General features: G+C 43.1%; 20 protein-coding genes and 3 tRNA genes. 18 read left to right on the forward strand and 5 right to left on the reverse strand.

The window, feature by feature from the left end:
• Positions 1-10: 10 nt before the first annotated feature.
• Entirely contained in the window at positions 11-739 is a 729-nt protein-coding gene (gene ribA, locus I3254_RS03010) for a GTP cyclohydrolase II (RefSeq protein WP_102094688.1), read from the reverse strand.
• Between the two features lie 633 nt (positions 740-1372).
• Between ribA and dxs the strand changes: the two genes are divergently transcribed.
• Together dxs and I3254_RS03020 are read left to right on the forward strand one after the other, a co-directional pair.
• A complete protein-coding gene (gene dxs, locus I3254_RS03015; protein WP_238051048.1) occupies positions 1373-3445 on the forward strand; it encodes a 1-deoxy-D-xylulose-5-phosphate synthase in 2073 nt (690 codons plus the stop codon).
• 343 nt (positions 3446-3788) lie between these two features.
• Positions 3789-4616: an inositol monophosphatase family protein gene (locus I3254_RS03020; RefSeq protein WP_057758174.1), complete on the forward strand. Its 828-nt coding sequence runs from the start codon at positions 3789-3791 to the stop codon at positions 4614-4616.
• An 83-nt stretch (positions 4617-4699) separates the two neighbouring features.
• Here I3254_RS03020 and I3254_RS03025 read toward each other — a convergent pair whose 3' ends face one another.
• Together I3254_RS03025 and I3254_RS03030 are read right to left on the reverse strand one after the other, a co-directional pair.
• Entirely contained in the window at positions 4700-6139 is a 1440-nt protein-coding gene (locus tag I3254_RS03025; RefSeq protein ID WP_238051050.1) for a wax ester/triacylglycerol synthase family O-acyltransferase, read from the reverse strand.
• A 174-nt stretch (positions 6140-6313) separates the two neighbouring features.
• Entirely contained in the window at positions 6314-7135 is an 822-nt protein-coding gene (locus I3254_RS03030; protein ID WP_101205496.1) for a thiazole synthase, read from the reverse strand.
• 326 nt (positions 7136-7461) lie between these two features.
• Between I3254_RS03030 and gspE the strand changes: the two genes are divergently transcribed.
• Positions 7462-9015 carry a type II secretion system ATPase GspE gene (gene gspE, locus I3254_RS03035; RefSeq protein ID WP_238051052.1) on the forward strand — a complete coding sequence of 518 codons (1554 nt, stop codon included), beginning with the start codon at positions 7462-7464 and terminating at the stop codon, positions 9013-9015.
• A 111-nt stretch (positions 9016-9126) separates the two neighbouring features.
• Here the strand turns inward: gspE and I3254_RS03040 are convergent, their stop codons facing one another.
• A complete protein-coding gene (locus tag I3254_RS03040) occupies positions 9127-9600 on the reverse strand; it encodes a RidA family protein (protein WP_238051054.1) in 474 nt (157 codons plus the stop codon).
• Positions 9601-9638: 38 nt separating this feature from the next.
• Entirely contained in the window at positions 9639-10364 is a 726-nt protein-coding gene (locus I3254_RS03045) for a DUF4442 domain-containing protein (RefSeq protein ID WP_238051056.1), read from the reverse strand.
• A gap of 426 nt (positions 10365-10790) precedes the next feature.
• Here I3254_RS03045 and I3254_RS03050 point away from each other — a divergent pair, with 426 nt between their 5' ends.
• The 15 genes from I3254_RS03050 (at position 10791) to pilV (ending at position 26547) form a co-directional block, all read left to right on the forward strand.
• The gene (locus I3254_RS03050) at positions 10791-12308 is read left to right on the forward strand and encodes an AAA family ATPase (protein ID WP_238051058.1); all 1518 of its coding nucleotides are present in this window, start codon (positions 10791-10793) and stop codon (positions 12306-12308) included.
• Between the two features lie 18 nt (positions 12309-12326).
• Positions 12327-13883 (forward strand): McrC family protein, encoded by a 1557-nt coding sequence (locus I3254_RS03055; RefSeq protein ID WP_238051164.1) that lies wholly within the window; start codon positions 12327-12329, stop codon positions 13881-13883.
• 254 nt (positions 13884-14137) lie between these two features.
• A tRNA-Pro gene (locus tag I3254_RS03060) sits at positions 14138-14214 on the forward strand.
• 105 nt (positions 14215-14319) lie between these two features.
• A tRNA-Arg gene (locus I3254_RS03065) sits at positions 14320-14396 on the forward strand.
• A 41-nt stretch (positions 14397-14437) separates the two neighbouring features.
• Positions 14438-14513: transfer RNA gene (locus I3254_RS03070), tRNA-His, on the forward strand.
• 442 nt (positions 14514-14955) lie between these two features.
• Positions 14956-15891, forward strand: a complete 936-nt coding sequence (locus tag I3254_RS03075) for an AraC family transcriptional regulator (protein WP_238051069.1) — start codon at positions 14956-14958, stop codon at positions 15889-15891.
• 319 nt (positions 15892-16210) lie between these two features.
• Positions 16211-17272 carry a hypothetical protein gene (locus I3254_RS03080; RefSeq protein WP_238051071.1) on the forward strand — a complete coding sequence of 354 codons (1062 nt, stop codon included), beginning with the start codon at positions 16211-16213 and terminating at the stop codon, positions 17270-17272.
• Between the two features lie 83 nt (positions 17273-17355).
• On the forward strand, positions 17356-18558 hold the full coding sequence (gspF, locus tag I3254_RS03085; protein WP_057758190.1) for a type II secretion system inner membrane protein GspF: 1203 nt from the start codon (positions 17356-17358) through the stop codon (positions 18556-18558).
• 527 nt (positions 18559-19085) lie between these two features.
• Complete coding sequence (gspG, locus tag I3254_RS03090; protein ID WP_238051165.1) at positions 19086-19523, forward strand: type II secretion system major pseudopilin GspG; 438 nt, start codon at positions 19086-19088, stop codon at positions 19521-19523.
• Between the two features lie 338 nt (positions 19524-19861).
• The gene (locus I3254_RS03095; RefSeq protein ID WP_238051073.1) at positions 19862-20317 is read left to right on the forward strand and encodes a protein-disulfide reductase DsbD domain-containing protein; all 456 of its coding nucleotides are present in this window, start codon (positions 19862-19864) and stop codon (positions 20315-20317) included.
• A 47-nt stretch (positions 20318-20364) separates the two neighbouring features.
• Entirely contained in the window at positions 20365-22485 is a 2121-nt protein-coding gene (gene dsbD, locus I3254_RS03100) for a protein-disulfide reductase DsbD (RefSeq protein WP_238051075.1), read from the forward strand.
• Between the two features lie 384 nt (positions 22486-22869).
• The gene (locus tag I3254_RS03105) at positions 22870-24318 is read left to right on the forward strand and encodes a phospholipase A (protein WP_238051077.1); all 1449 of its coding nucleotides are present in this window, start codon (positions 22870-22872) and stop codon (positions 24316-24318) included.
• 75 nt (positions 24319-24393) lie between these two features.
• Positions 24394-25230 (forward strand): ComF family protein, encoded by an 837-nt coding sequence (locus I3254_RS03110; RefSeq protein ID WP_238051079.1) that lies wholly within the window; start codon positions 24394-24396, stop codon positions 25228-25230.
• A 295-nt stretch (positions 25231-25525) separates the two neighbouring features.
• Entirely contained in the window at positions 25526-26014 is a 489-nt protein-coding gene (locus I3254_RS03115; protein WP_238051081.1) for a GspH/FimT family pseudopilin, read from the forward strand.
• Complete coding sequence (gene pilV / locus I3254_RS03120) at positions 26014-26547, forward strand: type IV pilus modification protein PilV (protein WP_238051083.1); 534 nt, start codon at positions 26014-26016, stop codon at positions 26545-26547. Before I3254_RS03115 ends, pilV begins: the two co-directional genes overlap by 1 nt.
• Positions 26548-26549: the final 2 nt, after the last annotated feature.

Raw genomic sequence — 26549 nt, forward strand, 5'->3', positions numbered from 1 at the left:
CATAAGATATCTATTTATTCAGGTGTATGGCGGTATTAAGGTCTGTATCGAGAGAAGCGTCTATATCAAGATTGATATTTTTATCAAACAAGTGGCCCATGCGATCACGTTTGGTTGCTAGATATTCCGCATTCATATCATTGACACCGACCAACAATGGCACCCGTTCGACAACATCAATACCATGCTCAGTTAGATAAGCGACTTTGTTTGGATTGTTGGTAATGAGCCTGACGGCATCGACACCGACATGGGCAAGCATCGGACCACACATATCATAGATACGCGCATCGGCAGGCAAGCCTAACATGAGATTAGCATCCAGCGTATCATGCCCCTGATCTTGGAGGGCATACGCACGAATCTTATTGGTCAAACCAATACCGCGGCCTTCTTGACGCAAATACAAAATTGCACCGCAACCTGACTCTTGGATGGCTTGCATGGCAGTATTGAGCTGCGGACCACAGTCGCATTTCAATGAGCTAAACGCGTCGCCTGTCAGACATTCAGAATGAATGCGAATGAGCGGCACTTGCTTTGCTATCGATTCGTTCTTTTGGTTTAATATCATGTCGTCTGAGGGTTGGCTAGCCATGATATCTGTCTGTTGATCGACCACAGTTAGACCAACGGTCAGCATGACATGCTCTTGACCTTCGCTATTTTCAAAGATATGAATATCAAACTCGCCGTGACGAGTGGGTAATTTGGCACTAGTGATAAATTGATATGACATTGCTGTCCTACATAAGCCTAAAGTCGTGGCGGTGAAAAGTATGTTGTTGCTGTTTGAAACGAGCGCTGTTTGAGACGGTTACTGTTCGAGATAACTACTGTTTTCGAAATAACTATTAGTTGAGATGAGCATGTCACCTAAACTTTCCTGCTAAGATTAAAATGATACCAGTATACCCTGTTCATAAAGACAGCGTGCTCATTGTATTTTTTATAAAAACACACAAAGTTCACAGACGACGCACGATGATTAAAGCGACAATTAAAAAAAAATGCTATTATGCCATACTATTTTGACGGATACAGTGACAAGTCTTTACCCTTACATTACTATGTCGTCACTAACATCCGCTATTGATGCAAAATAATAGGGCATAATGTCACCCATCAGTAGTCAATAGTATAAAAGCATCAATATTTTGATATCAAAACGTTGGTATTGACGCGCAGTCTATTGTGCTAGCGTGTCTACTGTCGTAAGTAGCGCAGCTATACAAATACGAAAGTTGCATGAATAATTATATGGTCGATTACATCAATAATGATGTAGGTATTATTGACGTCTTTTGATTATAGTCACCGCTATATTTTAAAGACACGTCTTGTCAGCAGATTGGTAGGTATCGTACGGTTTATGCAGCAGTCACCTCATTCTCCAAAGTCTCAGTCCCTATCTACATCAGTGCTGGATTCTGCTGCTCAGCTATCGAGCTTACAGCAGACCTATACTGTGATTCCACGTGTGCGTCCTCATACGCCATTGCTTGATGCAATTGATACACCCACTGACCTCAGCACGCTTTCGGCTGCCAAGCTTATTACGTTGGCTGATGAGTTGCGCCTTTTTCTATTGTATTCAGCTGGTCAGAGCGGTGGGCATTTTGGTGCTAATTTGGGCGTGGTTGAGCTGACTATAGTATTGCATTATTTGTTAGATACGCCGCAAGACCAAATCGTCTGGGACGTGGGTCATCAAGCTTATGCTCATAAAGTACTGACAGGTCGCCGTGAGCAGCTAGGTACTATCAGGTCTAAAGATGGTCTGACAGCATTTCCTGAGCGCGCAGAATCTGTCTACGATACATTTGGCGTTGGGCATTCATCGACCTCTATTTCAGCTGGTCTGGGTATGAGTCTCGCCCTGCGTTATCAAGGCCGCGAGCAAACGGTTGCTTGCATCATTGGTGATGGTGCGATGACAGGTGGTATGGCATTTGAAGCGATGAATGACGCAGTACAGCAAGATGCTGATTTACTGGTCATTCTAAACGATAATGATATGTCGATATCTTGCTCTATTGGCGGGTTTTCACGACATTTAGCGATGCTTTGGGAATCAGGTTATCAAGTTGATATCTCTGAGTCAGGTGAGCCAGTACTCTGCCACCGTCCTGATATGCAAGCGTTCGATCGCCGCAAACGTCATAAAGAGATGCGCGATGTTCCACAGCTAGAAGACAACTTATTCAAAGCGATTGGTTTTACCTATTTTGGTCCATTTGATGGGCATAATATTCCTGAGCTACTGCGCGTATTGTCACTGGCGAAGCAAGTAAAAGGCCCAGTACTAGTGCATATCTATACCACTAAGGGTAAAGGCTTTGCACCAGCAGAATTAGATCCAGTGGGCTATCACGCAATCAGTAAGTTGCCAGTCGAAAATCATAAAGAGCATGAAGCGTCTAAAGCTAACTCTATAGAGCAGCTAAAAAAACAACCAAGTACAAAGCCAGCATTAAAATATTCGCAAGTGTTTGGCCAGTTCTTATGTGATAAAGCGGCCGAAGACGATAAGCTGCTAGCTGTCACCCCTGCTATGGAAGAAGGCTCAGGGATGACGGACTTTGCTCGTCACTTTCCAGAGCGTTTCTTTGATGTGGCCATTGCTGAGCAACACGCTGTCACGCTAGCGGCTGGGATGGCAACTCAAGGCGTCAAACCTATTGTCGCGATTTATTCAACGTTCTTACAGCGTGGATATGATCAGCTGATTCATGACGTGGCTCTACAGAATCTCGATGTGATGTTTGCCATAGATCGAGCGGGTCTAGTCGGTGAAGACGGTGCGACGCATGCTGGCGTATTTGATTTTGGATTCTTACGTTGTGTGCCTAATATGGTGATTGCAGCGCCAAAAGATGAGAACGAGTGTTACCATTTGCTCAATACTTGCTATGAGTATCAAGGGTGCACGGCTGTACGTTATCCGCGTGGTACAGGTACGGGTGCTGATATTGAGCAGCCCGCCCAAACTTATAAAGTTGGTGAAGCGGTTGTCGAATCAGTATTAGGTAAAACTGATGCGCCTTACAAATTGGCATTATTGGCTTTTGGTACGATGGTAGCAACTGCTCAGCAAGCAGCAGAAACCCTAACAGATAACGATGCAGCGTTAGATTGCCAGATACAGGTGGTCAATATGCGTTGGGTAAAACCGTTAGATACGGTAATGCTTGAGACGTTACTGGCGCAAGGGGTCACTCATATAGCAACCCTAGAAGAGCACATGATTATGGGTGGCGCAGGTAGTGCAGTGAATGAATATTTACTAAACGAGTCGGCAGCCTTTAAGCAAAGTCGTCCAGCTATTGCTAATATCGGTATTCCCGATCGTTTTATCGCTCATGGCTCCCAAGTAGAGCAGTTAGCTGACTGTGGTTTAGATATCGAAGGCGTGATCAAACAGCTTAAAATACTTTTATCGTAAGCGTTACAATATTATTTTAAAAAATTAATGCACTGAAAATGTGTTAATTAAAACCGATATAAGCTCCTTAAACAGAGCAAACGCCTGCTAGCCGCAGGTGCTAACTTTTTTACAACTTGCGCAGTTTAGATGATCGCCAAAGTACTGGCTTGGTCAGCGTGACGGTTTTTTCGTTTTTATCGAACAATTTTAGTATAATGCGGGTGTCTTTTATAAGTTTCCGTTTATAAGAGACACGTTTTTAATCGCATAGATGTGGTGTGATGCGGCGGCTTTTTGGCATGTTGTGGGCACAAAGTTAGTCTTATTTTTTATATTCATTCATCAAGCAAATAGGTTATTTATGGAACCCATGGTCGTCATCGCAGCGCGTACTGCTGAAAAAGTTGGTAAAGAGATTTTATATGCGCATCAAAACCGCCACAAAATCGAGTTAGATATTGAGTCTAAAGGACTTGATGGTTTGGTTACTCGCATTGATCGCTTTAGCGAAGAGCTCACTATTGAGACGCTAAAAGCCAGCTATCCGAATCATTCATTTTTGGGTGAAGAGTTTGGTATGCAAGAAGGCCGCGGCGAAGATGCTGACTGGTGCTGGATTATCGATCCACTAGACGGCACTAAGAACTTTGTCCACGGTGTACCGCAGTTCTGCGTATCTATCGCAGTCCAGCATAAAGGTGTCACCCAACATGGTGTGGTCTATGATCCTGTTCGTGATGAGATGTTCTCAGCGAGCCGCGGTAAAGGCGCGCGTTTGAACAATCGCCGTATGCAAGTGAGCGAGCGCAAAACCATTGACGGCGGTTTCTTTACGACTGGTCATCCGCTTGAGCGTAAGCGCAATGGCGAAGTTATCTCTTATGCTAAACAGCACTTTGAGAGCTTACAGAAGATATCTGAGGCAGGTGGTCAGGTACGTCGTATGGGTTCAGCTGCGCTTGATTTGTGCTATGTTGCCGCTGGTCGTTTTGACGGTTATTTTGAGATGTCTATCAAGCCTTGGGACATCGCTGCGGGCGAGCTTATCGTAACTGAAGCACGCGGTGTGGTGGTTGATCATACTGGCGCGCACAACTCTATGACATCAGGCTCTATCTTTGCTTGTAATGTGAAATTGCTCAAGCCATTGATGCAGACAGTTGTACCAATCTGGGGTGATGCAATCTAAACGTTAACCTTAATGGTATTAATGTTTAGCGCCTAGATATAGTTAATATCTAGATTGAGTATGAATGAAAAAAGCTGGTTCCGTTATGGAGCCAGCTTTTTTGTTTTATCATTACCCTGATTGCCAGCTTTATCTTCAACAGTGATGCCTTTGAATGCTAGCTCTTTACTGGTAGTTTCTAGCAGCTGCAATTCTTCTTCTATCAGCATCAGCATGTCTTGTACGCGAGGTAACGCCTTGCTACAAGCGGTAATACCAAACTCAATCTTATCCAAATAACTGGCTAGGGTGATGTTCATGGCTTGACCATTGAACACGATAGAAGCAGGGTATAGCGATTGCAAGCGCGCGCCGTTCCAGTACAGTGGCTTTTCAGAGCCAGGAACGTTGGAGATAATTAAGTTAAAGGCCTGCTTTTTGGGGAATAACCCTGTCGCTAGATTGATACCCTCCCACGCATAGGCAATCACACTATAGTTGATAACCTGCGCTTGATTCATGCGGCGAAAGCGACGTTTGCCGTTATTCATACTGCGATGAATCAATTCTATTCTGCGTAAAGGATTGTCTAAGTGGGTACCCAAATTTGCCAATACAAATGACAGCTGATTGCCCGAGACGCTCTTATCTGTACGTAGCGACATCGGCACAAAGGCAATCAATGGTTTGCTCGGCAGGGCGTCCATCGAGATTAAATAGCGACGAAGGGCACCAGAACAGACGGCGAGTACCACATCATTTTTGCTGATATTCAATCTCTCTGCGATATCATTAAAGCGTTTGATGTCATAAGACTGTGCTGCTATACGACGAGAGGCTGAAATGCGCTTGTTCAAAATGCTCATAGGTGCATCAAAAGTGCCGACATAGCCTTCATCGCTATAGTTTTTAAGGTTGTCTAGCAGCTCTGTGAATACAGGTTTGATGGTAGAGATTTGCTCTTTAATGATGCGTTTGACCGATCTTTCAGCTGGCAAGATAGCGTTGACATGGTTGCGATGGCGCGCCATCAACGACCACACTGGCAAGGTTACGGGTTCTGTCGCTGATTGCGATAGCGACTTTTGTACCAAACGCATCGCAGCGATGCCATCTACCAATGAATGGTGAATCTTAAAGTACAACGCAAAACGCTCAGGGCTGCCCTCGGTTTCGGGTTCAATACCCTCAACCACATGACACTCCCACAGCGGCATGGCACGGTCCAACAGACGTCCATGCTCTCGTGAAACGTACATCAATAGCTCACGAGCACGCGCAGGTTTTGGCAATGCGACATGATGGAAATGATGTTCGACATCGAAGTTTTTGTCTTTTTTCCAAAACATCAAATGTTCAAGCACTTGGTTAAATGGAAAGCTTGGCGGCACATCAGAGTCTTGCATCTGCTTGACCAGTTGATAGACAAAATCGCTCCCTGCATCATCTGGCAATTCAAACAAGAATAAGCCACCAACGTGCATGGGCTGTTTACGCGACTCAAGAAGTAAAAACAACTGGTCGACTGCTGTGAGAAGTCGCATAATAAATCCTTTTATGACGATAAGTGTTATGTGAAAATTATAATGAGTAGATACTCAATCAAATAACATTTTTTATTATTTTATAGAGCGTGTTAAGCAATCAACCATAGCACTGACAGCACTATACGTAAATACTCAACACGCTCTATTATGATATGTCATTTATACTTCAATTTATTGAAAGAAATACCCAGTCTGTGGTGAGCTGGCAGTAGCCATCTTACGCATTGGCATACGACCTGCCAAAAACGCAGCGCGACCTGCCCACATAGCATGTTTCATTGCATGTGCCATCATTACTGGGTTTTGTGCATTGGCAATGGCTGAGTTCATCAGTACGCCATCACAGCCAAGCTCCATCGCGAGTGCAGCATCAGACGCAGTACCGACACCAGCATCAACCAATACGGGTACTTTGGCGTTTTCGATTATTAAGCTAAGCGTATGACGATTGAGTAGACCAAGTCCTGAACCAATCAAACTGCCAAGCGGCATAATGGCGACACAGCCCATACTTTCTAACTCTTGTGCGACGATAGGGTCATCTGACGTATAAACCATTACTTCAAAACCATCATCGATCAATACTTTGGCGGCTTTTAAAGTTTCCATAACGTTTGGATATAAGGTTTTTTCATCACCCAATACCTCAAGCTTAACCAAATTATGCCCACCCAATAACTCGCGAGCAAGCTTACAAGTGCGAATGGCTGTTTCGGCGTCAAAGCAGCCAGCAGTATTCGGTAATATCGTATATTTATCAGGTGAAATCACATCTAATAAGTTAGGCTCATCACTATTTTGTCCAATATTGACACGGCGAATAGCAACGGTCACGATTTCGGCTGCTGAAGCGGCAATGGCTTCTCCAGTCTCTGTCATGTCTTTATACTTGCCAGTACCAACCAGCAGGCGCGAAGAAAAGGTACGGCTACCGACAGTAAAGGTATCCTGTAAAAGTGGTGTTGGATGAGTAGTGCTAACGTTCTCTGACATAACGGAAAATCCTAATATCGAGCGGGAGAAGGGATAGACAAAATATGATGGGTAATTTAAGCAATCTAAAAGTTGTAATAGACAATGGCAAGCGGTCTGCAAAAAATCGCATGATATGCTAACTCTGATAGTAATAATATGTGCTAGGCAATAGGTATAAAGCGCCAGTCAGATAAAATAATACCCGTCTAAAACAAAATGCTATTATAACAAACTCATGCAACCTTACTGGCAGTCTTTTTTGATTCGAACTGTTAAGGACAAGGCATCCATCATGTCTTGGCGTGCGTACTTCTTACCTTCTCCTCACTTATTGGGCCGTCTTTATGATGCAGTTGCCATACAGCTTTGCGAAACGCCATCAGATTTTGGCCATACTTGCGATAGATCCGGAATTGCCGCCGACATTGGTACTCACCAAAGCGACTCCGTTGTCAGCGATCAATGAAGCGGTACGGTTTTTACAGCAGCAAGGCATTCGCGGTGTACCCACTTACGAAAGCGTCAGCGCGGACGATTTTGAAAAACGTATGAACGCAGCTTATGCTGGCAATACAGGAGAGTCGCAGCACATTGCTGCTGGACTTGAAGACCATCCTGATCTCGATAGCTTGGCTGATAGCGTCCCTGAAACTGAAGACTTGATGGATCAACAAGACGACGCACCTATCATTCGTTTGATCAACGCCTTGTTGTCCGAAGCCATTCGCTTAAGTGCTTCAGACATTCATATTGAGACCTTTGAAAAGCGCTTGGTCGTTCGTTTCCGAGTTGATGGTGAGCTAAAAGAAATCATCACACCAAAACGCCAACTGGCTCCATTGTTAGTTTCGCGTATTAAGGTAATGGCTAAGTTAGATATCGCCGAAAAGCGAGTGCCGCAAGATGGTCGTATCAGTTTAAGACTGGCAGGGCGAGAGGTCGATGTGCGTGTATCGACTTTGCCATCAAGCTTTGGTGAGCGGGTGGTGATGCGTCTATTAGACAAGCAAGCTGGTCGTTTAAATATGACGTATTTGGGGCTGTCTGATAATGACTATACTGAGCTAAAGCGCTTAATCCATCGTCCGCACGGCATTATTTTGGTGACAGGGCCGACTGGCTCGGGTAAAACCACGACGCTATATTCTGCATTGACCGATTTAAATGATCAAACTCGTAATATTTTGACCGCTGAAGATCCGATTGAGTTTCAGCTTGATGGTATCGGGCAGACGCAGGTCAATAACAAAGTAGACATGACATTTGCTAAAAGTTTGCGTGCAATGCTGCGTCAAGATCCCGATGTGGTGATGGTTGGTGAAATTCGTGATTTAGAGACAGCTGAGATTGCCGTACAGGCCTCTTTGACAGGGCATTTGGTATTATCGACGCTGCATACCAACACTGCTATTGGCGCGGTTACTCGCTTACAGGACATGGGTGTTGAGCCGTTTCTGTTGTCGTCGTCGCTTATTGGCGTAGTAGCGCAGCGTTTGGTGCGTACCTTATGTTCACATTGTCAAAGCTGGCAGGCTGCTGATACTGAGCAAGCCAAGCTGTTTACCGAAATTGGCATTGGGTCAACGCTGAAAAGTGATACCAAAGATATAGCAAGTGAGTCGATTCGCCTGCCCAAGCCAGTGGGCTGCGATAAATGTAATCAGTCAGGGTTTAAAGGCCGTACCGCCATCTATGAAGTCGTGCCAATCGACGATACATTGCGCCGTATGATTCATAGCAATACGGCTGAGTATGAGCTGGAAGAGTATGCGCGCCAGCAAACACCGTCGATACGTGCGGATGGCTTACGTAAAGTCATAGAAGGACGCACGACATTGGAGGAAGTGCTGCGAGTGACGAAGGAGAGTTCGTTAACTGACGAGACGATATTGGTATAAATTTGCAGACTAGATATCGGTATAACAGACAAAAAATAACTGGTGTGAATAGCCAGTTATTTTAGTTTTAACGTTTTTCTAATTGTGGAGCTTTAGAGTTTTTAGCCGCTATTATTTTGCAGCCATACATTCAATTTCAACGCTTGATCCAGCAGCCAGTTCTGATACGCCAAAAGCTGAGCGTACAGGATAAGGCTTTATCATCTCAGCTTTATAGACCTTATTAAAGTCATCAAAGTCATCCATATCAGTCAGCATAACCATACATTTAACAATATCAGACTTTCGGTAGCCATATTTTAATAGCGTGCTATGGATATTATCTAGCACTTGCTTGGTTTCAGCTTTGATACCGCCTTTGACCAGTTTGCCCTCTTTAAAGCCAATTTGTCCCGACATATACAATGTATTGCCCACGCGTACAGCCTCTGAAAAAGGATAAGTACCGCTATCGCCCAAGAAAGTAGGGCTAGATTTAGCGATGCTGACAGCCGTCGTTGTATTGGCATTAGCGCTATGAACAAAACCCAATGAGCACAGAGTGGCTAGCGCTAGCGTAGATAGGCAAGTCCTAAGTTTCGACATACTGTTTCCTCATTGGGTTTGTTATCAATTTTTATTAACTACTTATCAGTACTATTATTTTGAGTAGATGAGGCATCGTTTTCTTCGATTGGTGCCTCGGTTCCATTATCATCTTCTGCGACTTTTTCAGACGCTTTACCTTGGCGGCGTGCCTCTAGCTCCGCTTTTGGTATCCATGCCCACGTCATCTCAACCACAATTGGATCGCGGTCACTGTCAGATTCACGATCTTTGATGACACAAGGAATAATCATCTCACCTTTTGGCGTGTTTAGGATATCCAAACGCTGTTCATCAGACAAGCTTGCAATAGCAGCAATTTGACCTTTTTTGATCGGACGATGGAAATTTACTGAGTAAGATTTAATCAGCAGGATACGATCAGAAGGCAAGTTTAAACCCAAAATAAAACCCGTTGCTGTCTCTGCCAGTAATGTGATGGCGACTGCATGAATAGAGCCGATATGGTTTTGGACGGCTTTATTGTTATTGAGACTAACGACGACTTGGTTTGGTTCTACCGTCTCATAATAAATGCCGGTCGTGCCGACATAGGGGACGACCTTGCCAAAGGCTTTAGATAAAATACTTGAACGTGCACCAGCAGGCAGATATTTGGTGACGGATAACAGTTTGGTAAATTGATTGCTAATTGGTTTTAGCGTGCTACTGGATTTCTCAACTGAAGGTTTTGTGCTGTCAGATACTTTGGCTGGCAGTTTATTGGTCAACTTGGCGGGTAGTTTTTTTAATAATCCTGACATACAAAATTCCTTAACGTAAATGAGTTGAATGACATTCTTAGCATGGCTTTTTATGATAGCGACACAAATATAGATAATGAAAGTCGCTACAAATACTATGGTACATCAACCATTGCCTTCCTACTATTATTAGCATGAACTGCTGCGCTTACAAAACAATAGTAGCGTGGCTATGTTGCTAGGTTATGTCATCAATTTAGATCGCCAATTAAAGTAGCCTAACTATCTTATATGTCAGTATCATTTGGGCATTAATATTATTAAGTGATTGGTATAGTCAGTTCAATATAATTTGGATACAAGGAAGCCGAGTGACAGTACTACAAATAGTAGATTAAGCGAGACTGGCACCGTATCTAATTTATAGAGGGTTGACTATAGTTACCATGCCAATAGACAGTCACGTTATAATGACAAAATGTTAGCATGTCTATTTTAAACCTGTTTTCAATGCCGCTGGATAACGTTATGCCTGATATGTCTACTCATGAACCGACCAATATTATTTATACGGGCGTTGCTGGTACAGGTAAAACCTATAGATTGCTGCAAATCGCGAAGCAATATACCGACTATTTACCCAAGACTAAAAATGAAGACTTATTAGAACAGCTGCTGCAAGGTCTAAGCTGGCGCGAAGTATTATGTTTGGTATTTCTAGATTTACGTGCTGAACAACAGGATTTGTTAAAGGTACGAGAAATTATTGATCATCCTTTTTTTATGACCAAAGCTGCTCAGAACTCACGTGAGAAAAATCTGGATAGTACAGCTTGGTTAGAGTTACGCAGACATAGTCCTATGAACTCTCAAACAGTCAGCTTTGATAACCGCGCTAGCCAAGCTTATTTTGATAAAGACAATAGTGGGGCATGGTATTTATTGCCAGAGAGTATGGTGTTACTAGAAGATTTATCGCAGCAATTAGCAGAGTTTCAGCAGGCACAGCGTGACAACCAAGCCCATCAAAATCAAAACATCGGTCAGCAACGTTTTAGTATGGTGAGCTTCCATCAAGCCTACGGCTATGAAGAGTTTGTAGAAGGTATACGCCCTGTCATGAGTGGCACCGCTCAAGCAAATAGTAGCCCTTCTAATCAAAATCAAATGAGTTACGCGGTGCAAGATGGAGCATTCCTGAAGCTATGCCAACGCGCCGCCCGTGACCCTCAGCAGCGTTATGCTATGCTGATTGATGAGATTAACCGTGCTAACGTGTCACGGGTGTTTGGCGAGCTTCTCAGTTTGATAGAGCCTGATAAACGAGCGGGCATGCCAAATGCGATGATAGTGAGTTTGGCGTATTCTGGGCGTGCTTTTAGTGTGCCTGCTAATGTCGATATTTATGCCACTATGAATACCCAAGACCATTCTTTAGCGCCACTTGATATGGCATTACGCCGACGTTTTCGCTTTGTGGATTGTCCACCGCAGCCTAATTTACTATCGACAATTCGAGCCAGCAATGACAACGACACTGGGCTGTCTGAAGACTTAGAAGCAGGTGCGATAGATTTGAGTAAATTACTAACAGGCTTGAATAGACGTATCGTGCAGACACTGGGAGTAGAAGCGCAGTTGGGGCATGCGTTTTTGTTCGCCGTCACTCAGTTAGAGCAATTACAAACGGCGCTCGTCGAACAAATTATTCCTCAATTGGCTCAAGCAGCTGGTGGTCAAATTACGATGCTACAGTATATCTTTAGAGATGAGCAGCAACCGACAAGTAAGCAGTTTGTACAGGACAGTCAAGCATTAATAAATGACGACTTGTATAATCCAATGGGCAACCAAAATAATGCTTCCGCTGAACACCAAATGTTTGCAGGGCAGGGTTCTTTTCTTGGTCAGTCTATGAGTGTGAATAGTTATACTATTAATGCCGATCTGATTGCTAAGGGTGGTGAGTTTAATCATGCTGCTATCTATCAGCGTTTGTACTAGCAGGGTGACTGTTCAGTGATGACGAATAATCAATATTCCGCCAAAGAGCACGCCATTAGGGCAAATAGTCGCCAGACTCGTATCCCTAACAGTAGTGTCGCTACTATGAATGTTATCACCGTGTTTGAGCATCAACGTTTGTCCATGCATGATTTTTTGCACGCGTCTGACTTCGATTGGCTAATGGCACAAGAGTTTGCAGTATTTACTATCAAGCGTAAGCAAGGACAGTGGCAGCTTAAGGTTGGACACTATATTGGAATTATTCTGCTACCCAGTAGCATGACGCTTGAGATATTGCCAAAGCTCAATCAGTCCACTCAGCCTAGCGATATCGTCCAGACTCGTCATTGGATACAGGGTATGCTATCGGATTTGATTCATCTTGATGCGCATAACAATCGTAAGCTACCCGATATGAAAAACTTCGGTCAGTTTAATTCCCATTCCGCTCCTTTACCATTAAAAGTATTGCCCATATCAGACTGGCTGATTGAGCAGTTTTTGCAGCGTTTAATGGATTATCAACCAACTAAGCATTATCAGGCTCAGATTGAAAATCAGGCATCCCTGCAAGGTCGACTGCTCATCAAAGAACAACTGCGTCACAATAGTATGCAACCGCATAAGTTCATCTGTGAAAGTAGCGTATTAAGTCACGACATGTTGGCCAATCGGTTGATTAAGAGTGCATTGATTTACTTGATGCCTTTATTGCCCCAGTTTATTTCCTCAAAACTGTTGCAGCCATGGCAGCAAGTGCCTACGCTAAACAACCGCGAAATGCAGCAGATAGCGTTAATATATACTCAAGCAAAGCGTCAGCTAGACGTTCAGCCACTCCAAAAGCAAAAATTGCACGCCGCGCAGCAATTAGTAGACTTGGCATACTGGTTACTAAAACAGACGACAGCTGCGACAGGTAATGGTATTGATCCTAATAGACAAAATTGCTCTCAGCTAAGATTGTGTTTATTGATTGATATGAATCAAGCTTTTGAGCAATGGGCAAGTCATCGTATCGCATCGATATTTCAACAGCTTAGTAGTAGTTACCGTCCTTTTTACCAAACCCAAAGTGTCTGGCTTAACGATGCTGAAGGAATAGCGTGCTTATCTATACGGCCTGATTTACTGATATTTGAAACTGCCTCTGACGATTGTCAAAATCAGAACGATATAGCATCTCATCAAACTAAAGCCAAAAACAAAACCAAAACCAAAACCAAAACCAAAACCAAAACCAAAACCAAAGGTCACTACAGTCATGTCATCGACATTAAGTGGAAGTACTTACCATATGCCGCTGCAATTAGTGCGAGCGACGCTTATCAATTGACCAGCTATGCACAAGCTTACTTGGCGGGGCAGATCTGGTTGGTTTATCCGGTGCTAGGTAGTGATAGGCAGCCAGTAGCGCTCAAGCAGCAAACTCATTATGGTAGTAACGATAGCGTTAGTAGAGATGATATTAAAAACAATGAATCAATTGATGCCCATTTATGGTTAATGCCGTTTGATGTTTTGACAGGTACACTCAACGGTGAAGTACTGCCACATCTGGACAAAGCTTAATATTGTTATCAATGACCACGCGAATGACTGACTAATTGATAGGTAAATAATAAAAGGGTCTTGCTATCACTATTTTGGTGAAATTGACGTAATTTTAAAAAAATTAGCGATTATTTGAAATTAATCGAAAATAGGTGTTGACACAATCGCCTTTACCCCTTAATATGTGCACCTCGATAGCGAGGAACATTAACAAGTTAGCGGCATTGCCAACAACGAGTTGATTAACAAACTATCGTGATAATAGAGAATTTCGGAGTGTGGCGCAGTTTGGTAGCGCATCTGGTTTGGGACCAGAGGGTCGTAGGTTCGAATCCTATCACTCCGACCATCTATTTTAAGAGCCTTACAGGCTTTTTTTTATGTATAACGGTTTAGTTTCTGATATAGTAAAATATATCGTAAAGTAAGCTTAGTATATAAAAGTCCTCTAAGAGCGCCTGTAGCTCAGCTGGATAGAGCATCTCCCTTCTAAGGAGGTGGCCGCAGGTTCGAATCCTGCCAGGCGCACCATTTAGCCTGCAAATCTTGCCTATTCTTTGGCAATAGTTATGGCGGTTGTAGCTCAGTTGGTAGAGCCCCGGGTTGTGATCTCGGTTGTCGTGGGTTCGAGTCCCATCAGTCGCCCCATATTTTATTCTGTATGTATCTACATACAAATCATATCTTAATCTAAAAATATATCAGTAATAGCACTCGCCCTTGATGGCGATTTTTTTATGCCTATTCGATTTTATCTCTATATTATCTTTATAAGATTAAACAGATAGAGTTTGATAGCATCTTCAATACTAGATAATCCCCCAAATTTTTATCAACATTGCCTGTAGGTTTTCCTTAAGGCCTAGCGTGACTGTGTCTACTCTATTATTGTTTAGTAATTCTAATAAGTAAATAGACATGACGTTTTAAATGATGCATTATGCTTAAGTGTTATCACATCCATTGTATTTAATAAAAATTATTTATTGGAGCAAGTATTGGCATAGAGCAAACCGACAGAACTTGTTATTAAGAGTATTATTTTTTTAAGATGAATCGTTATTAATCTGCATTATTGAGGAATTGATTGATGGACGCACTGAGTGTATTGCTGCAAAACGTGCATTTATTTGAGACTAAGTATTATCGTCTAAATGGCACTGGCAATTGGTCTTATTCTATTACTAGAAAGGACACCATTTTATTTTACTTAGTAATGTCTGGCGGTTTTTGCATCGATGTTGGTAATGGTTTACGAGAAGCTCGCGCTGGCGACATGATCATGATTCCGAATGCGCACAAGCATGTGAGTTACGCACTTAATCACCATGGCGATGTTGCTGAGTCGCTTGATGAGCTATTGAGTAATTGCTCTGAGCGTACACTTGATATCGATGGCGATGGAGACCCCAATTCATCTTTGATACTGATCGAATGTAAGTACGACAAAGAGATGATTAATCCTCTGTTGTCAGTACTGCCACCGATATTGCCAGAGCTCAATGATGCTGCTGACGGACGGTTTGAAGTGATTGATGTAGAGATAAAGCTGCTAACACTAGAAGCTGAGCGTGAGCGTATGGGCAAAACGGCTGTAATCAATCATTGGGCAAGCATTATGATGATTGAGTGTTTGCGCGTCTATATCGAAAGCTTGCCTGAAGCCACAGAAAACTGGCTCAAAGCCATGAAGGATCCATTTTTGACCAAGGCACTAGCCGCGATGCATGGGGCACCGAGTGAAAGCTGGACCATTCATCAGCTTGCTGAAGTAGCAGGGATGTCGCGTTCTAGCTTTGCACAGCGTTTCAAAGACACCGTTGGTATGCCACCACTGACTTATCTGATCGATTACCGCTTACGATTGGCGGCTCGCTATTTACGCTTACAGCAAAACAGTATTAGCCGTATCAGCGAGATGGTGGGTTATGCCTCAGATTCGACTTTTAGTCAGGCATTTAAACGTGTGTATGGTGTCTCGCCGAAAGCATACCGTCAGCAGTATCGAAAGAATAATCTTGCATAGCTCTAGTTGCTGTTTATTTAAGTTATTTAAGTAGAATTTCAATAAGAAGCGCTAAGGTCATTTATATGTCCTTGGCGCTTTTTTAGTTTGTGAATACTTGTTATTTGTAGATGTTGAGTCACTCATATCTATAAGGCCTTTGGTGACTTGCTATTGCTATTTTAGTTAAGGGCAGCTGACATTGAGTCTGTGTTCAGGTACTATGGGTTGATGAGTCGTCGAGAAAAAAGCGTTGGTGCTATAACGTGTTATATATCCTTATATGATAGGTGTATAAAAGGAACGAGACGATGTTTATTTTCGCTGGTGATGGTATGTTATGACTGAACCGACCGCAAAGCTAAATGCAGGAAGCAATGGCCAACAAGAGGCTGCTGCAACTGCTAAAACAGAAAGTAATGTTGATAAAAACACTGCTATAGAGAACCCGCATGTCAGCAAAGATGTGCCGAAAAATGAGCCGGTAGAGACACCTGATAAGGCGGCGTTATTGACGATGTTTACTTTGTCAGATATCGAGGCGGTAGCAACTGAAGCAGTAATATCTGAGTCATCCGATAGTCTTACAGTAGCTGCAAAACCTGTGGCTCAAGAAACCAATGTTGCTACGCAGCGTGTTGCGCTTTATCGTGCTCAGCATGAGCGTACTCGACTGTTATATATGGCATCTGCCAATACGCGTCCTACTTACTTAGTACAAACCTTGAAGCCGCAATTCGCAGAATATCAGCAATATTTACTTGCGCAGCAGCTTGATAAGCGTGGGTTGATGGATACGGATAAGCTCGAAAGACTCTGGCAGCAGCTGCATGTGGTCGATGACATTATTGCAGATATCGTACGTCATATGCCTGCGCAGCAGCCCGCCGGTTGGCAACTGACGACTCAAGATGGTCGCAATCCATTGTGCTTTGCTACGGTCGGTAAGTTAAAGCACGGCAAGCCAATTCGCGACCAAGGTAGCCTCAACAGTTATGTACTTGGGCACTTTGGCGTGAGTAGTTTTACTTACGATCGAGGCTATTATATCGGTCATGTGGTTGGTTATTTATTCAGCTGTTATTATTGTGCCCATCTGTCGATTACTTATGGCGTCACAGCTCTTGGCCAGCAAGTCGTGGCTGACTATGATTACGCCAGTCTTGAAACCCCGCATATGGTTAGATTATTACAAGGTCTTGACGGTTATTGCAAAAAACGCATTTATCAGTTGGCCGTTATTTGTGCGCGCTTGAGTGTTTTTGCGAGTGATAAACGTATTGAAAGAATGCTAATCGCTGAGGTTAATGACTTTGATAAAAAGCTACAGCAGCAGCATCTAGATGTCTTATTATTACAAGGTTTGATGCCTGATAGTAATGACTCAACGCCACTGTTCTAAGCGTCGAGTGTCAAGTTGATAAATTTCTATTAAGTCATAAATTATAACTGTCTATCTGTAAGCTTCTTAGGATATCTGCTGCCATGCCTGCCTATCATTTCAAAGCGCTTGACGACCATGGCGTTGTCCAAAAAGGCTTGCTAGAGGGGGATTCTGCGCGGCAAATTCGCCAGCAGCTGCGTGATAAGCAATGGACACCCGTTGAAGTCAATCCGGTCAATGACAGACAGAGTCAGAGCAAAAACCGCTACAAAAAACCGTCTGCATACGAGTTGGCATTGCTGACACGTCAGCTATCTGTATTATTGGCAGCGGGTATCCCACTTGAGGAAACCTTGGCAGCGGTTGCTAAGCAATCCCCAAAGACTCATATAAAATCCCTGATGCTTGCGGTACGCTCACATGTTTTGGAAGGACTCAGCTTAGCACGTGCTCTGCAACAAGCCGCTAGCTTTCCACCATTATATATCGCTACGATTGCTGCAGGCGAAAAATCTGGTCACCTTGATCTTATCCTCAATCAACTAGCAGACTACACCGAAAACCGTTTTGCCCTCCAAAAGAAAATCCAAGGGGCCATGGTCTATCCAATTGTCCTGATGGTAATGGCAATTGCGGTAATTATGGGGCTGATGAGCTTCGTTGTGCCCAAAATTGTCAAAGTCTTTGAACAGTCTGAGCAAGCACTGCCTTTAATTACTCAAATCGTTCTCACGCTATCGAATATCATTACTCAGTGGTGGTGGTTAATATTACTGGTATTGGCAAGTACCGCATTTTTATTCTACCGTTTTGCCCAAACGCAAGCAGGTAAATTAACTATCGATAGCGTGGTGCTTAGATTGCCGATACTAGCTAGATTGTCCAAAGGTCTGAATGCCGCGCGGTTTGCCAGTACCCTTGCGATACTAGTACGATCAGGGGTGCCACTGATTGAGGCATTACATATTGGGGCTGCGGTCACGACCAATTTACATATCCAAAAAACGATTATTACTGCGGCTGATAGGGTCACAGAAGGCTCCAGCTTGTCTAGTCAACTAGAGAAATCTACTTACTTTCCACCGATGATGGTACAGATGATAAAAAGCGGAGAAAACTCAGGCGAGCTTGAAAATATGCTGAGCCGTGCCGCCAATATGCAGGAGGCAGAAGCAACCAATTTTATCAGCACCTTATTATCATTACTTGAGCCTTTAATGCTGGTGTTGATGGGCGTAGTAGTTATGATTATTGTAATGGCGGTTATGCTACCTATCGTTAATATGAACGATTTAGCAGGCTAGGTTCAGTCGCTAGCCTATGATTCATTATGCTATTCACATACAGACAGCTTCCTATCTCCAAAACCTCTATTTAGTTCTCTTTTACTCTATTCATATCACCTAACTTGCTTGCTAAACCTTGGACTAACTTTCTTAAGGTTTGCTTACTGTTGTATATTGTTGAACGAACGCTATTTTTGCTATGGCAAACACAAGCACCGCGCTATAGTAAGCACGGTTTAATAGTCATACAGTTGGTGTCATTCAATATTTAGCTTTGGCTAAGATAGCAAACCCAAACCCAAACTAGGTACAGCGCTGGATAAAAATAAAACCATGGTTTATAGTGACAATAGTTTCAGAACTCATTGATATATCATTGATGAGAGCTATGATAGAACGCCACTTTTACTATTTACATAACTGTGATGACCAAAGCGATGACTATGACTGACAAATTCCAAGTAAATATGACGCCAAAAAGTGCTATTCAGAATATGCAATCCCATTCAAATATTGTAACTGACCATAAGACCGCTTCTTCAGCTATGCGGCGCAGTGCGACAAAAAAGTCTGGTCAATCAGGATTCACTCTTATCGAGATTATGGTCGTTATTGTGATCCTAGCCATTCTTGCTGGATTAGTGGTACCAAAAGTAGTTGGTCAAAGTGATAAGGCCCGTGTGAAAACAACTGAAACGGCGCTTGCCACTGTCTCAAATGCGTTAGATATGTATAAGGTTGATAACTCCCGCTATCCGACGACCGCTCAAGGGTTAGAGGCGCTTACGACACCGCCAGCTGATGCAAAAAACTATCCTGAAGGTGGGTATATTAAAGGGGGCTATCCGACCGATGGTTGGGAAAACGAGATGCAGTATGTTGCACCAGGTAGTGAAGGCCGTCCTTATGATTTGTTTTCATTAGGTGCTGATGGTCAACAAGGTGGTGAAGGTCAAGATGCGGATCTTTATGCTCAGCTATAAGGCTTAATAACAGACGTATAGTGAACAAATTCTGATACTGATATAGCTTTGTAGAATTAAACATTCGTTCATCCATGCACTTTCAACAATTTATAAATATCAACCAATATTCCCTTATTGGTTGATATTTTTTATCAGTAGATAAATCGCCTACTGTTCAATACAAGTTTGATAGCCAGTGCTATAAATATATCTAGGCGCTCAGCAAAACAGTCATCGCAAACTGCAATTAAAGGTAATCATCTATGTCGATTCAACAGTCTAATAAATATTTTTCTAAAAATCTTTATAAATTGGTCCTAACTGTTGCAAGCACTTCATTAGTAACGGTTCTGTCAATGACATCGGTCAGTGCACAAGCAGCAGGGTTAAATGACTTATTTAACAATAGCTCCTCGGCAAAATCAAAGTTCTTACCAGTGGATGAAGCCTTTCAGGTGGTCAGTAATACCAAAGCGACTTCCAAAGGCACGCGGCTGTCGATCAGTTTTGAAATTACACCAGGGCATTATGTCTACAAGGATAAGCTTACGCTGATCTTCCCTAAAGGAATAAACGCTACGCCGTTCACTTTTAATCAATCACCAGTATCAATCAATGATCCGACCTTTGGTCAGGTTCCTGTATTTACACAAAGAAGCGTCATTGCAACCACGACACTGACGACCAGTAATGGTAAGGGAGCCAAAAACGCGCCTATTATTATTGGTTGGCAAGGGTGTGCAACGGCTGGGCTATGCTATCCACCAGAAAAAGTTAAAACCAAGATAGACATTGCTGCGACACGCAGATAAATAGCGAGCAGATTGATTAAAATATCGGTAATAATAGGTAGCCATTCATGTCCATCAAGACATCACCAAAGTCTTCATCATTTAGCGTATCTACCCATTCGAAAAAATCCCATATCTTAGCGCTTGCCATCGCTAGTGGCTCATTGTTGATAGGCTTGTCAACGACATCGACGGTACAAGCGGCAGGGTTAGGCGACCTTTTCGGTAGTAGTGAAAGCTCATCGAAGTCAAAGTTTTTGCCAGTAGATCAAGCGTTTCAGGTGAGTACAGATAGTACCCGTGTCAAAGCGGGTACGCGGTTATCTGTTAATTTTGATATCACTCCTGAACATTACGTCTATAAAAAGCAAATTAAGCTTACGCTACCCGCTGGCGTGACGGCCGCACCTTTTACCTTTAGCCAGACACCATATTCGATAGATGATCCGACATTTGGCAAAGTACTGGTATTTGACCAAGCAAATATGGTCGCTACCACCACATTGACGAACAATAGTGGCAAGAATATAGAAGACGGAACTATCGTCGTTGGCTGGCAGGGCTGTGCAAAAGCAGGACTGTGCTATCCACCTGAAAAGATTAATACGACTGTCGATATTGCAGCTGCATCGACGCAGGTATCAGCAGATAGTGCGAGCTCGACCGATTCAGAGAATAGTGCTACGGCGACACCAGAGGAAGCAAGCTCAATAGCTCTTGATAATACTTTGCCTGATGAGGCGCAAGCACTGACAGACGATGGGGCTATTGATTATGATCTCATTGATGACAGCGCTGTAGAGTATGATTCTTTAGATAGTAATGCAGCGACGAATACGATTTCTGCAGCAAATAGCAGCGTAACAGGCGAGACGGCCAATAGCGAAAGTACCTTGAGCAACAGTTTCGTTGATAGCGATCCTTTTGGTTTGGCCTCTCACCCTTGGTTGGCATTAGTACTATTATTTTTAGCAGGCTTAGGCTTAGCTTTGACGCCGTGTGTGTTACCGATGTTACCTATCGTGGCCAACATTGTAGCCCGCGAACAAAACCCAACGGTCAAACGCGGTGTCATCTTGACCACCAGTTACGCGATTGGGGTAGCGACTGCTTATGGTATTTTGGGCGCTGTTATCGCAGTATTCGGTGAGTCTTTAGGTATTATTGGTTGGCTGCAGAATCCAATTATTCTCATTAGCTTTGCTATTGTTTTTATACTTCTCGCACTATACATGTTAGGTCTTTTCAGTGTGCGATTACCACAAGCGATCAGTCGAAAGATGCAAGGCTTAAGCCAAGCAGGTGACAGTAAGCTTGGTAGTACAGGCGGCAGTTTAATCGCTGGGTTTCTATCAGCACTAGTCGTGTCACCTTGTGTTTCTGCGCCATTATTTGGGGCATTATTAGCGGTCTCTACCATTGGTAGTCCGTTGCTCGGCTTTGCCGCTTTATTCATGCTGGGTTTTGGTTTATCAGCGCCGCTTATCCTAATCGGTGCTACTCAAGGCAAGATTATGCCAAAGGCAGGCGAGTGGATGAATTGGGTCAAGCAAGGCTTTGCTTTACTACTATTTGCTGTGGCACTGCTATTGATTGAGCGCGTCTTTATATCGCCAGTCATGCTTATGGTATGGGCATTATGGTTTATGGTCGTGGCAACATGGGCATGGAGTTGGCTAGGTAAAGGTCGTATGCTGACCCAAGCACTAAGCCTTATCGCTGGTATTTGGGCGGCTTGCCTAATAGTTGGCGCTGCATTGGGCAATGACGATAGCTTACATCCACTAGCGTCATTGGGTGCAGCACCGATGATGGTACAGTCAACGTCTGGTCAACCAGTGAATAGTGATAGTACCACTGATAAGACGATCACGACGCTTGCAGAGCTAGATACCATTGTCGCAGCCAATCCGAATGTCATTGTCGATCTAACGGCAGAGTGGTGTATTGAGTGCCGGATTATGGACAAGAACCTGTTTCATAATCGTCCGGCGCAGATGCAAGATTGGCAATTAGTGAAGCTCGATATCACTGAGACGACAGCAGACTCAAAAGCCGTGTTGTCTCGTTACCAACTCTTTGGTCCACCAGCGCTACTATATTATATTGATGGTCAGCTAGTAAATCAGCAAGTTGGTGAGATTGGTCGTTCAGAATTTGAGCAAACATTATCGGCGTTGAACAACTAATATCTAACAATCAACACTTAAGAAACCAGTGTGATATTTCGAAAATTCTTAAGAATGTTAAGAAGGCCAGTATACTAAGAAAGTATGCTGGCTTTTTTGATGCCATTAAATTCATACTATGGAATGTTTATTAAGTATTTGTTATATAAGTAATTATATTGATAGGCGCTTATTTTAACTATCGATAAAGCTAGTATCGTGCTTATATTTTCATTACAATAAAGAAACAATGCAGCAGGGGCACTAATTGTCATTTTTTTCGCTCCTAATATCTGCGATTAGCTGATAGTCTCAGTCAATTCTATTTTAGCGATAACGCTAATGGCCATATTAATTACCTCATATACTCTGCTAGCGCTAATGCTAGTTAGATAAAGGACACTTATGTTTGCCCATACCATTACTCAGCGTCACCAACAGCCGTCTTACCAGAATGCGCATATGCCTCTTCGTATTGCAGTTGCTCTTGCGTTGAGTTGTACCGCGATACAAGTACAAGCTGCTGATGATTCTCAGACTTATAACGAACTGCCAGCACCTGAAGCTGCGTTTGAATATGAGGATCTTGACCTATCACAGAGTCTCGATAACAGTGCGATATCTTCTGATATGAGTACACAAAGTGGCAAAATAATTAGCAAAGAATTTATTGCCCAGCAAGCCAAGCTGTTTTCTGAATGTACTCAAGTCCAGTCTAGTGCTGCTCGACTCGCTTGTTTTGATAAAGTAGCTGACCAAGGTAAGACGCCAAGCTATACCTCAACCAAACAACCAATTGATTTGGCAAAAACCTTTCAAAGTACGGTCTCAGGTAATCCAAAAGTGGTATTGGCTGAGTCTCAAACGGCGATGAGTGGTACGACAGTTGAAGATGCAGACACCATTTTAATGACCAGTCAGCAAACAGCAGCCAGCAAATTGAAGGCAAATGGCAACATAGAAGTAGATGCTGAAACGAATAGTGAGGCACAGATTTTAGAAAATGTCGGTGTCACTCAAACAGACATCGAAAAATTCTCGCCACTCAGTCTATCTTATGACCTAGACAAAAATAGTGAGCGTGGTACTTGGACGGTCAGACCATATCGACCGACATATCTGTTGCCATTATTTTATACCTTTGATCCCAATTTAAATCCAAGTACACCATCGCAAGAAACAGATCCTTTTGATTCTAATGACATACGTGAGACTGAGTTAAAGTTCCAATTATCCTTAAAAACAAAAGTCGCAGAAGATTTGTTTGATACCAGTGCTGACCTATGGTTTGGCTATACTCAAGAATCACATTGGCAAGTTTATAACGAAGACAACTCACGTCCATTCCGTGCTACCGATTATCAACCTGAAATATTCTTAACCCAACCTGTGACAGCAGATCTGCCTTTTGGTGGACGTCTGCGTATGTTGGGCGCAGGTACTGTCCATCACTCGAATGGACAAGATGATCCATTATCACGTTCATGGAATCGTGCCTACCTCATGGCGGGCGCAGAGTGGGGCAGACTCTCAGTCATACCGCGCCTATGGGCTCGAGTAAATAATGAAAGTAGTAGCGATGACGATAATCCAGATATCGAAGACTACATGGGCTACGGTGATATCAAATTCTTGTACGACTTGCCAGCTGATCAGAGCATTAGCGGTACCTTGCGCTACAATCCAGGTACCAATAAAGGTGCTGCGCAAATCGACTATATTTATCCTATCTCAGAGAATGTTAATGGTATGGTTCAGCTATTCCAAGGATATGGTGAGTCGATCATTGATTATAATCATGAAAATACCTCTATCGGCTTTGGTATCGTACTGAACGATTGGAAAGGGCTCTAATTTAGAAAGGACATTAATTTGAGAAAGGCTCTAATATAGGTGAAATTTATGATAAGTTATGACAAGTTATAGTTTATGCGCCGCTTAGCGCCTTATCAAACTGGACTGTGGTTGGCAGAGTATATGGATATGCGCTGCCAACTATGCCGTATTTATCGTAGTACACCACAATCTCAACTACTGCACCATCAAACACAATTTAGACTAGATAATATAACGAATGTGCCGCCTACACGGACAGCCTTAAAGCAACACTCTTTTCTCACTAATATCCGTAATCAAGCAAACAGCTATTTGAGCAGTGGTTTACTTTGTGCTCACTGTCACAACGATATTACTTGGTTGCCAAGACCTTTTGAAGTGGATATCGCTCCTAGTATATCTCTATCTATCCAAGCCTCTACTTACTACGAGTATCCAATACGTCAAGCTATCCGAGCATTTAAGCATCAGGAGGATATGACGAAATTGCCGTTACTATTACATGCCATACGTCAATTACCGCGTCCACACGGTTGTCATCGTAATAACAGCGTGATTGTTGCTATGCCAACAACAAGTCAAAGATTGGTCAAACGTGGGTTCGATCCTGTCAGTATTCTATCTGCTCAATTGTCTAAACATTGGCAAATTCCTGTATGGCAAGGCATCGAGCGTATCGACGATACAGTTAGTCAGCAAGGACTTTCTCGTGCCGAACGTCTTAGCAACTTAGATAACGCCTTTGCCTTAATCGAAAAGCCAGCCGTCAAGCGTATTATCTTATTCGATGATGTTGCCACCACTGGTGCTAGCCTGCAAGCATTAGGACGTACACTGCACAGCTCATTCGGCGTTGCACCGCTTGATCAGCATCAACCCTCCCATGGATATCATCTTTTTGCCTATGCATTAGCGCACGGTAACCAGTGATAGATTATCACTAATCTATTGGTGTCTACTATTATGTTGCTAATGTGTTACCTTACCGCTATATTATGAATAAAATGTAGATAAATTTGTTATTTCTCTGTACTTTTCGACATAATCGTTACTACAACACTGTTTATCAAGTCAAATGGAATAAAAATTGCAATACAGTATTGTATAGAAGTCTTATAGATAATCAAAAAATGAGGCGAGATATACTAGCTTCATTACTATAAAAATTAGGTATGTATTGCCCTTAAGAAATTAGAGCTGCACACAGCCATAAATAGGATTTGATGTGAACGCATCTGCGAAAACTTTACCCTACCAATTGCGAATGACCAGCTCAGGATTTACCCTGATTGAGCTGATGGTGACGATTGCTGTGCTTGCCATTATTGTCGGTATAGCAGCGCCTAGTATCAGTACCCAACTAGCCAATCAGCGCGTAAAGTCGACTACGGCTACTCTTGCTAATGCATTAAAAGAAGCAAGAGTGGAGAGTATCATTCGCCGTCAAAATATTACTTTGAGCTACAACAATACTAGTACACCCAAAGTAATCACCATCACTGCTCCTAGCTCTACTGCTATCTCAAGTTATAGCTATAACAGCAGCAGCACTATCAAACCAGATACAGCGGTGACAACTGTTTTTGAGCCCAGTAAGCGTGTCACCACAGCACGTACTTATACCATTTGTGATAGCAATGACGCTGCTAGCCCTCAACAGATTGAAGTAAATGCACTGGCTAATATCTCAATAAGGTCTGGGGGGAGTTGCTAATGAATATCAAAAGTTCCCAGCGAGGCGTTGGACTGGTAGAGGTATTGGTTGCTGTCCTTCTGCTGTCAGTTGCCGTTTTGGGATTTAGTGCCTTGCAACTACGGGCAATCAGCGCAACAGATGAAAGTCTTGTACGCACACAGGCGATGAGTGTCATACGAGGGTTATCAGAAAATATGCGATCTAACTCTTTGCAGTTAGATACTTATGAAGACGCGGTCAATGATCCTGTAACGACCGAGCCCACCATTGGTGTTGGCAGCTGCTTATCTTTGGCAGACAGCTGTACCGATGTGCAAATCGCAGCCAAAGAAGCCAAGATAGCAGTGAACAAGCTAAAGGGTTATGGTATAGAAGCCAAGATGGTTACCTGTCCAGGCACAGCAACGGTTAGTTTTTCTGAAGTAAAATGTATTATTGCTGCATGGGGAGATACCAAGCCTCTACTGAGTAACAGTGATGACAAGGCATGCGCTACAGAGAGTGGTATATATAAAAGTGGTAGCACCTGTAGCATAATTGAGGCTTATTGATT

The organism is Psychrobacter sp. Ps2 (assembly GCF_022129405.1).
Classification (GTDB): domain Bacteria; phylum Pseudomonadota; class Gammaproteobacteria; order Pseudomonadales; family Moraxellaceae; genus Psychrobacter.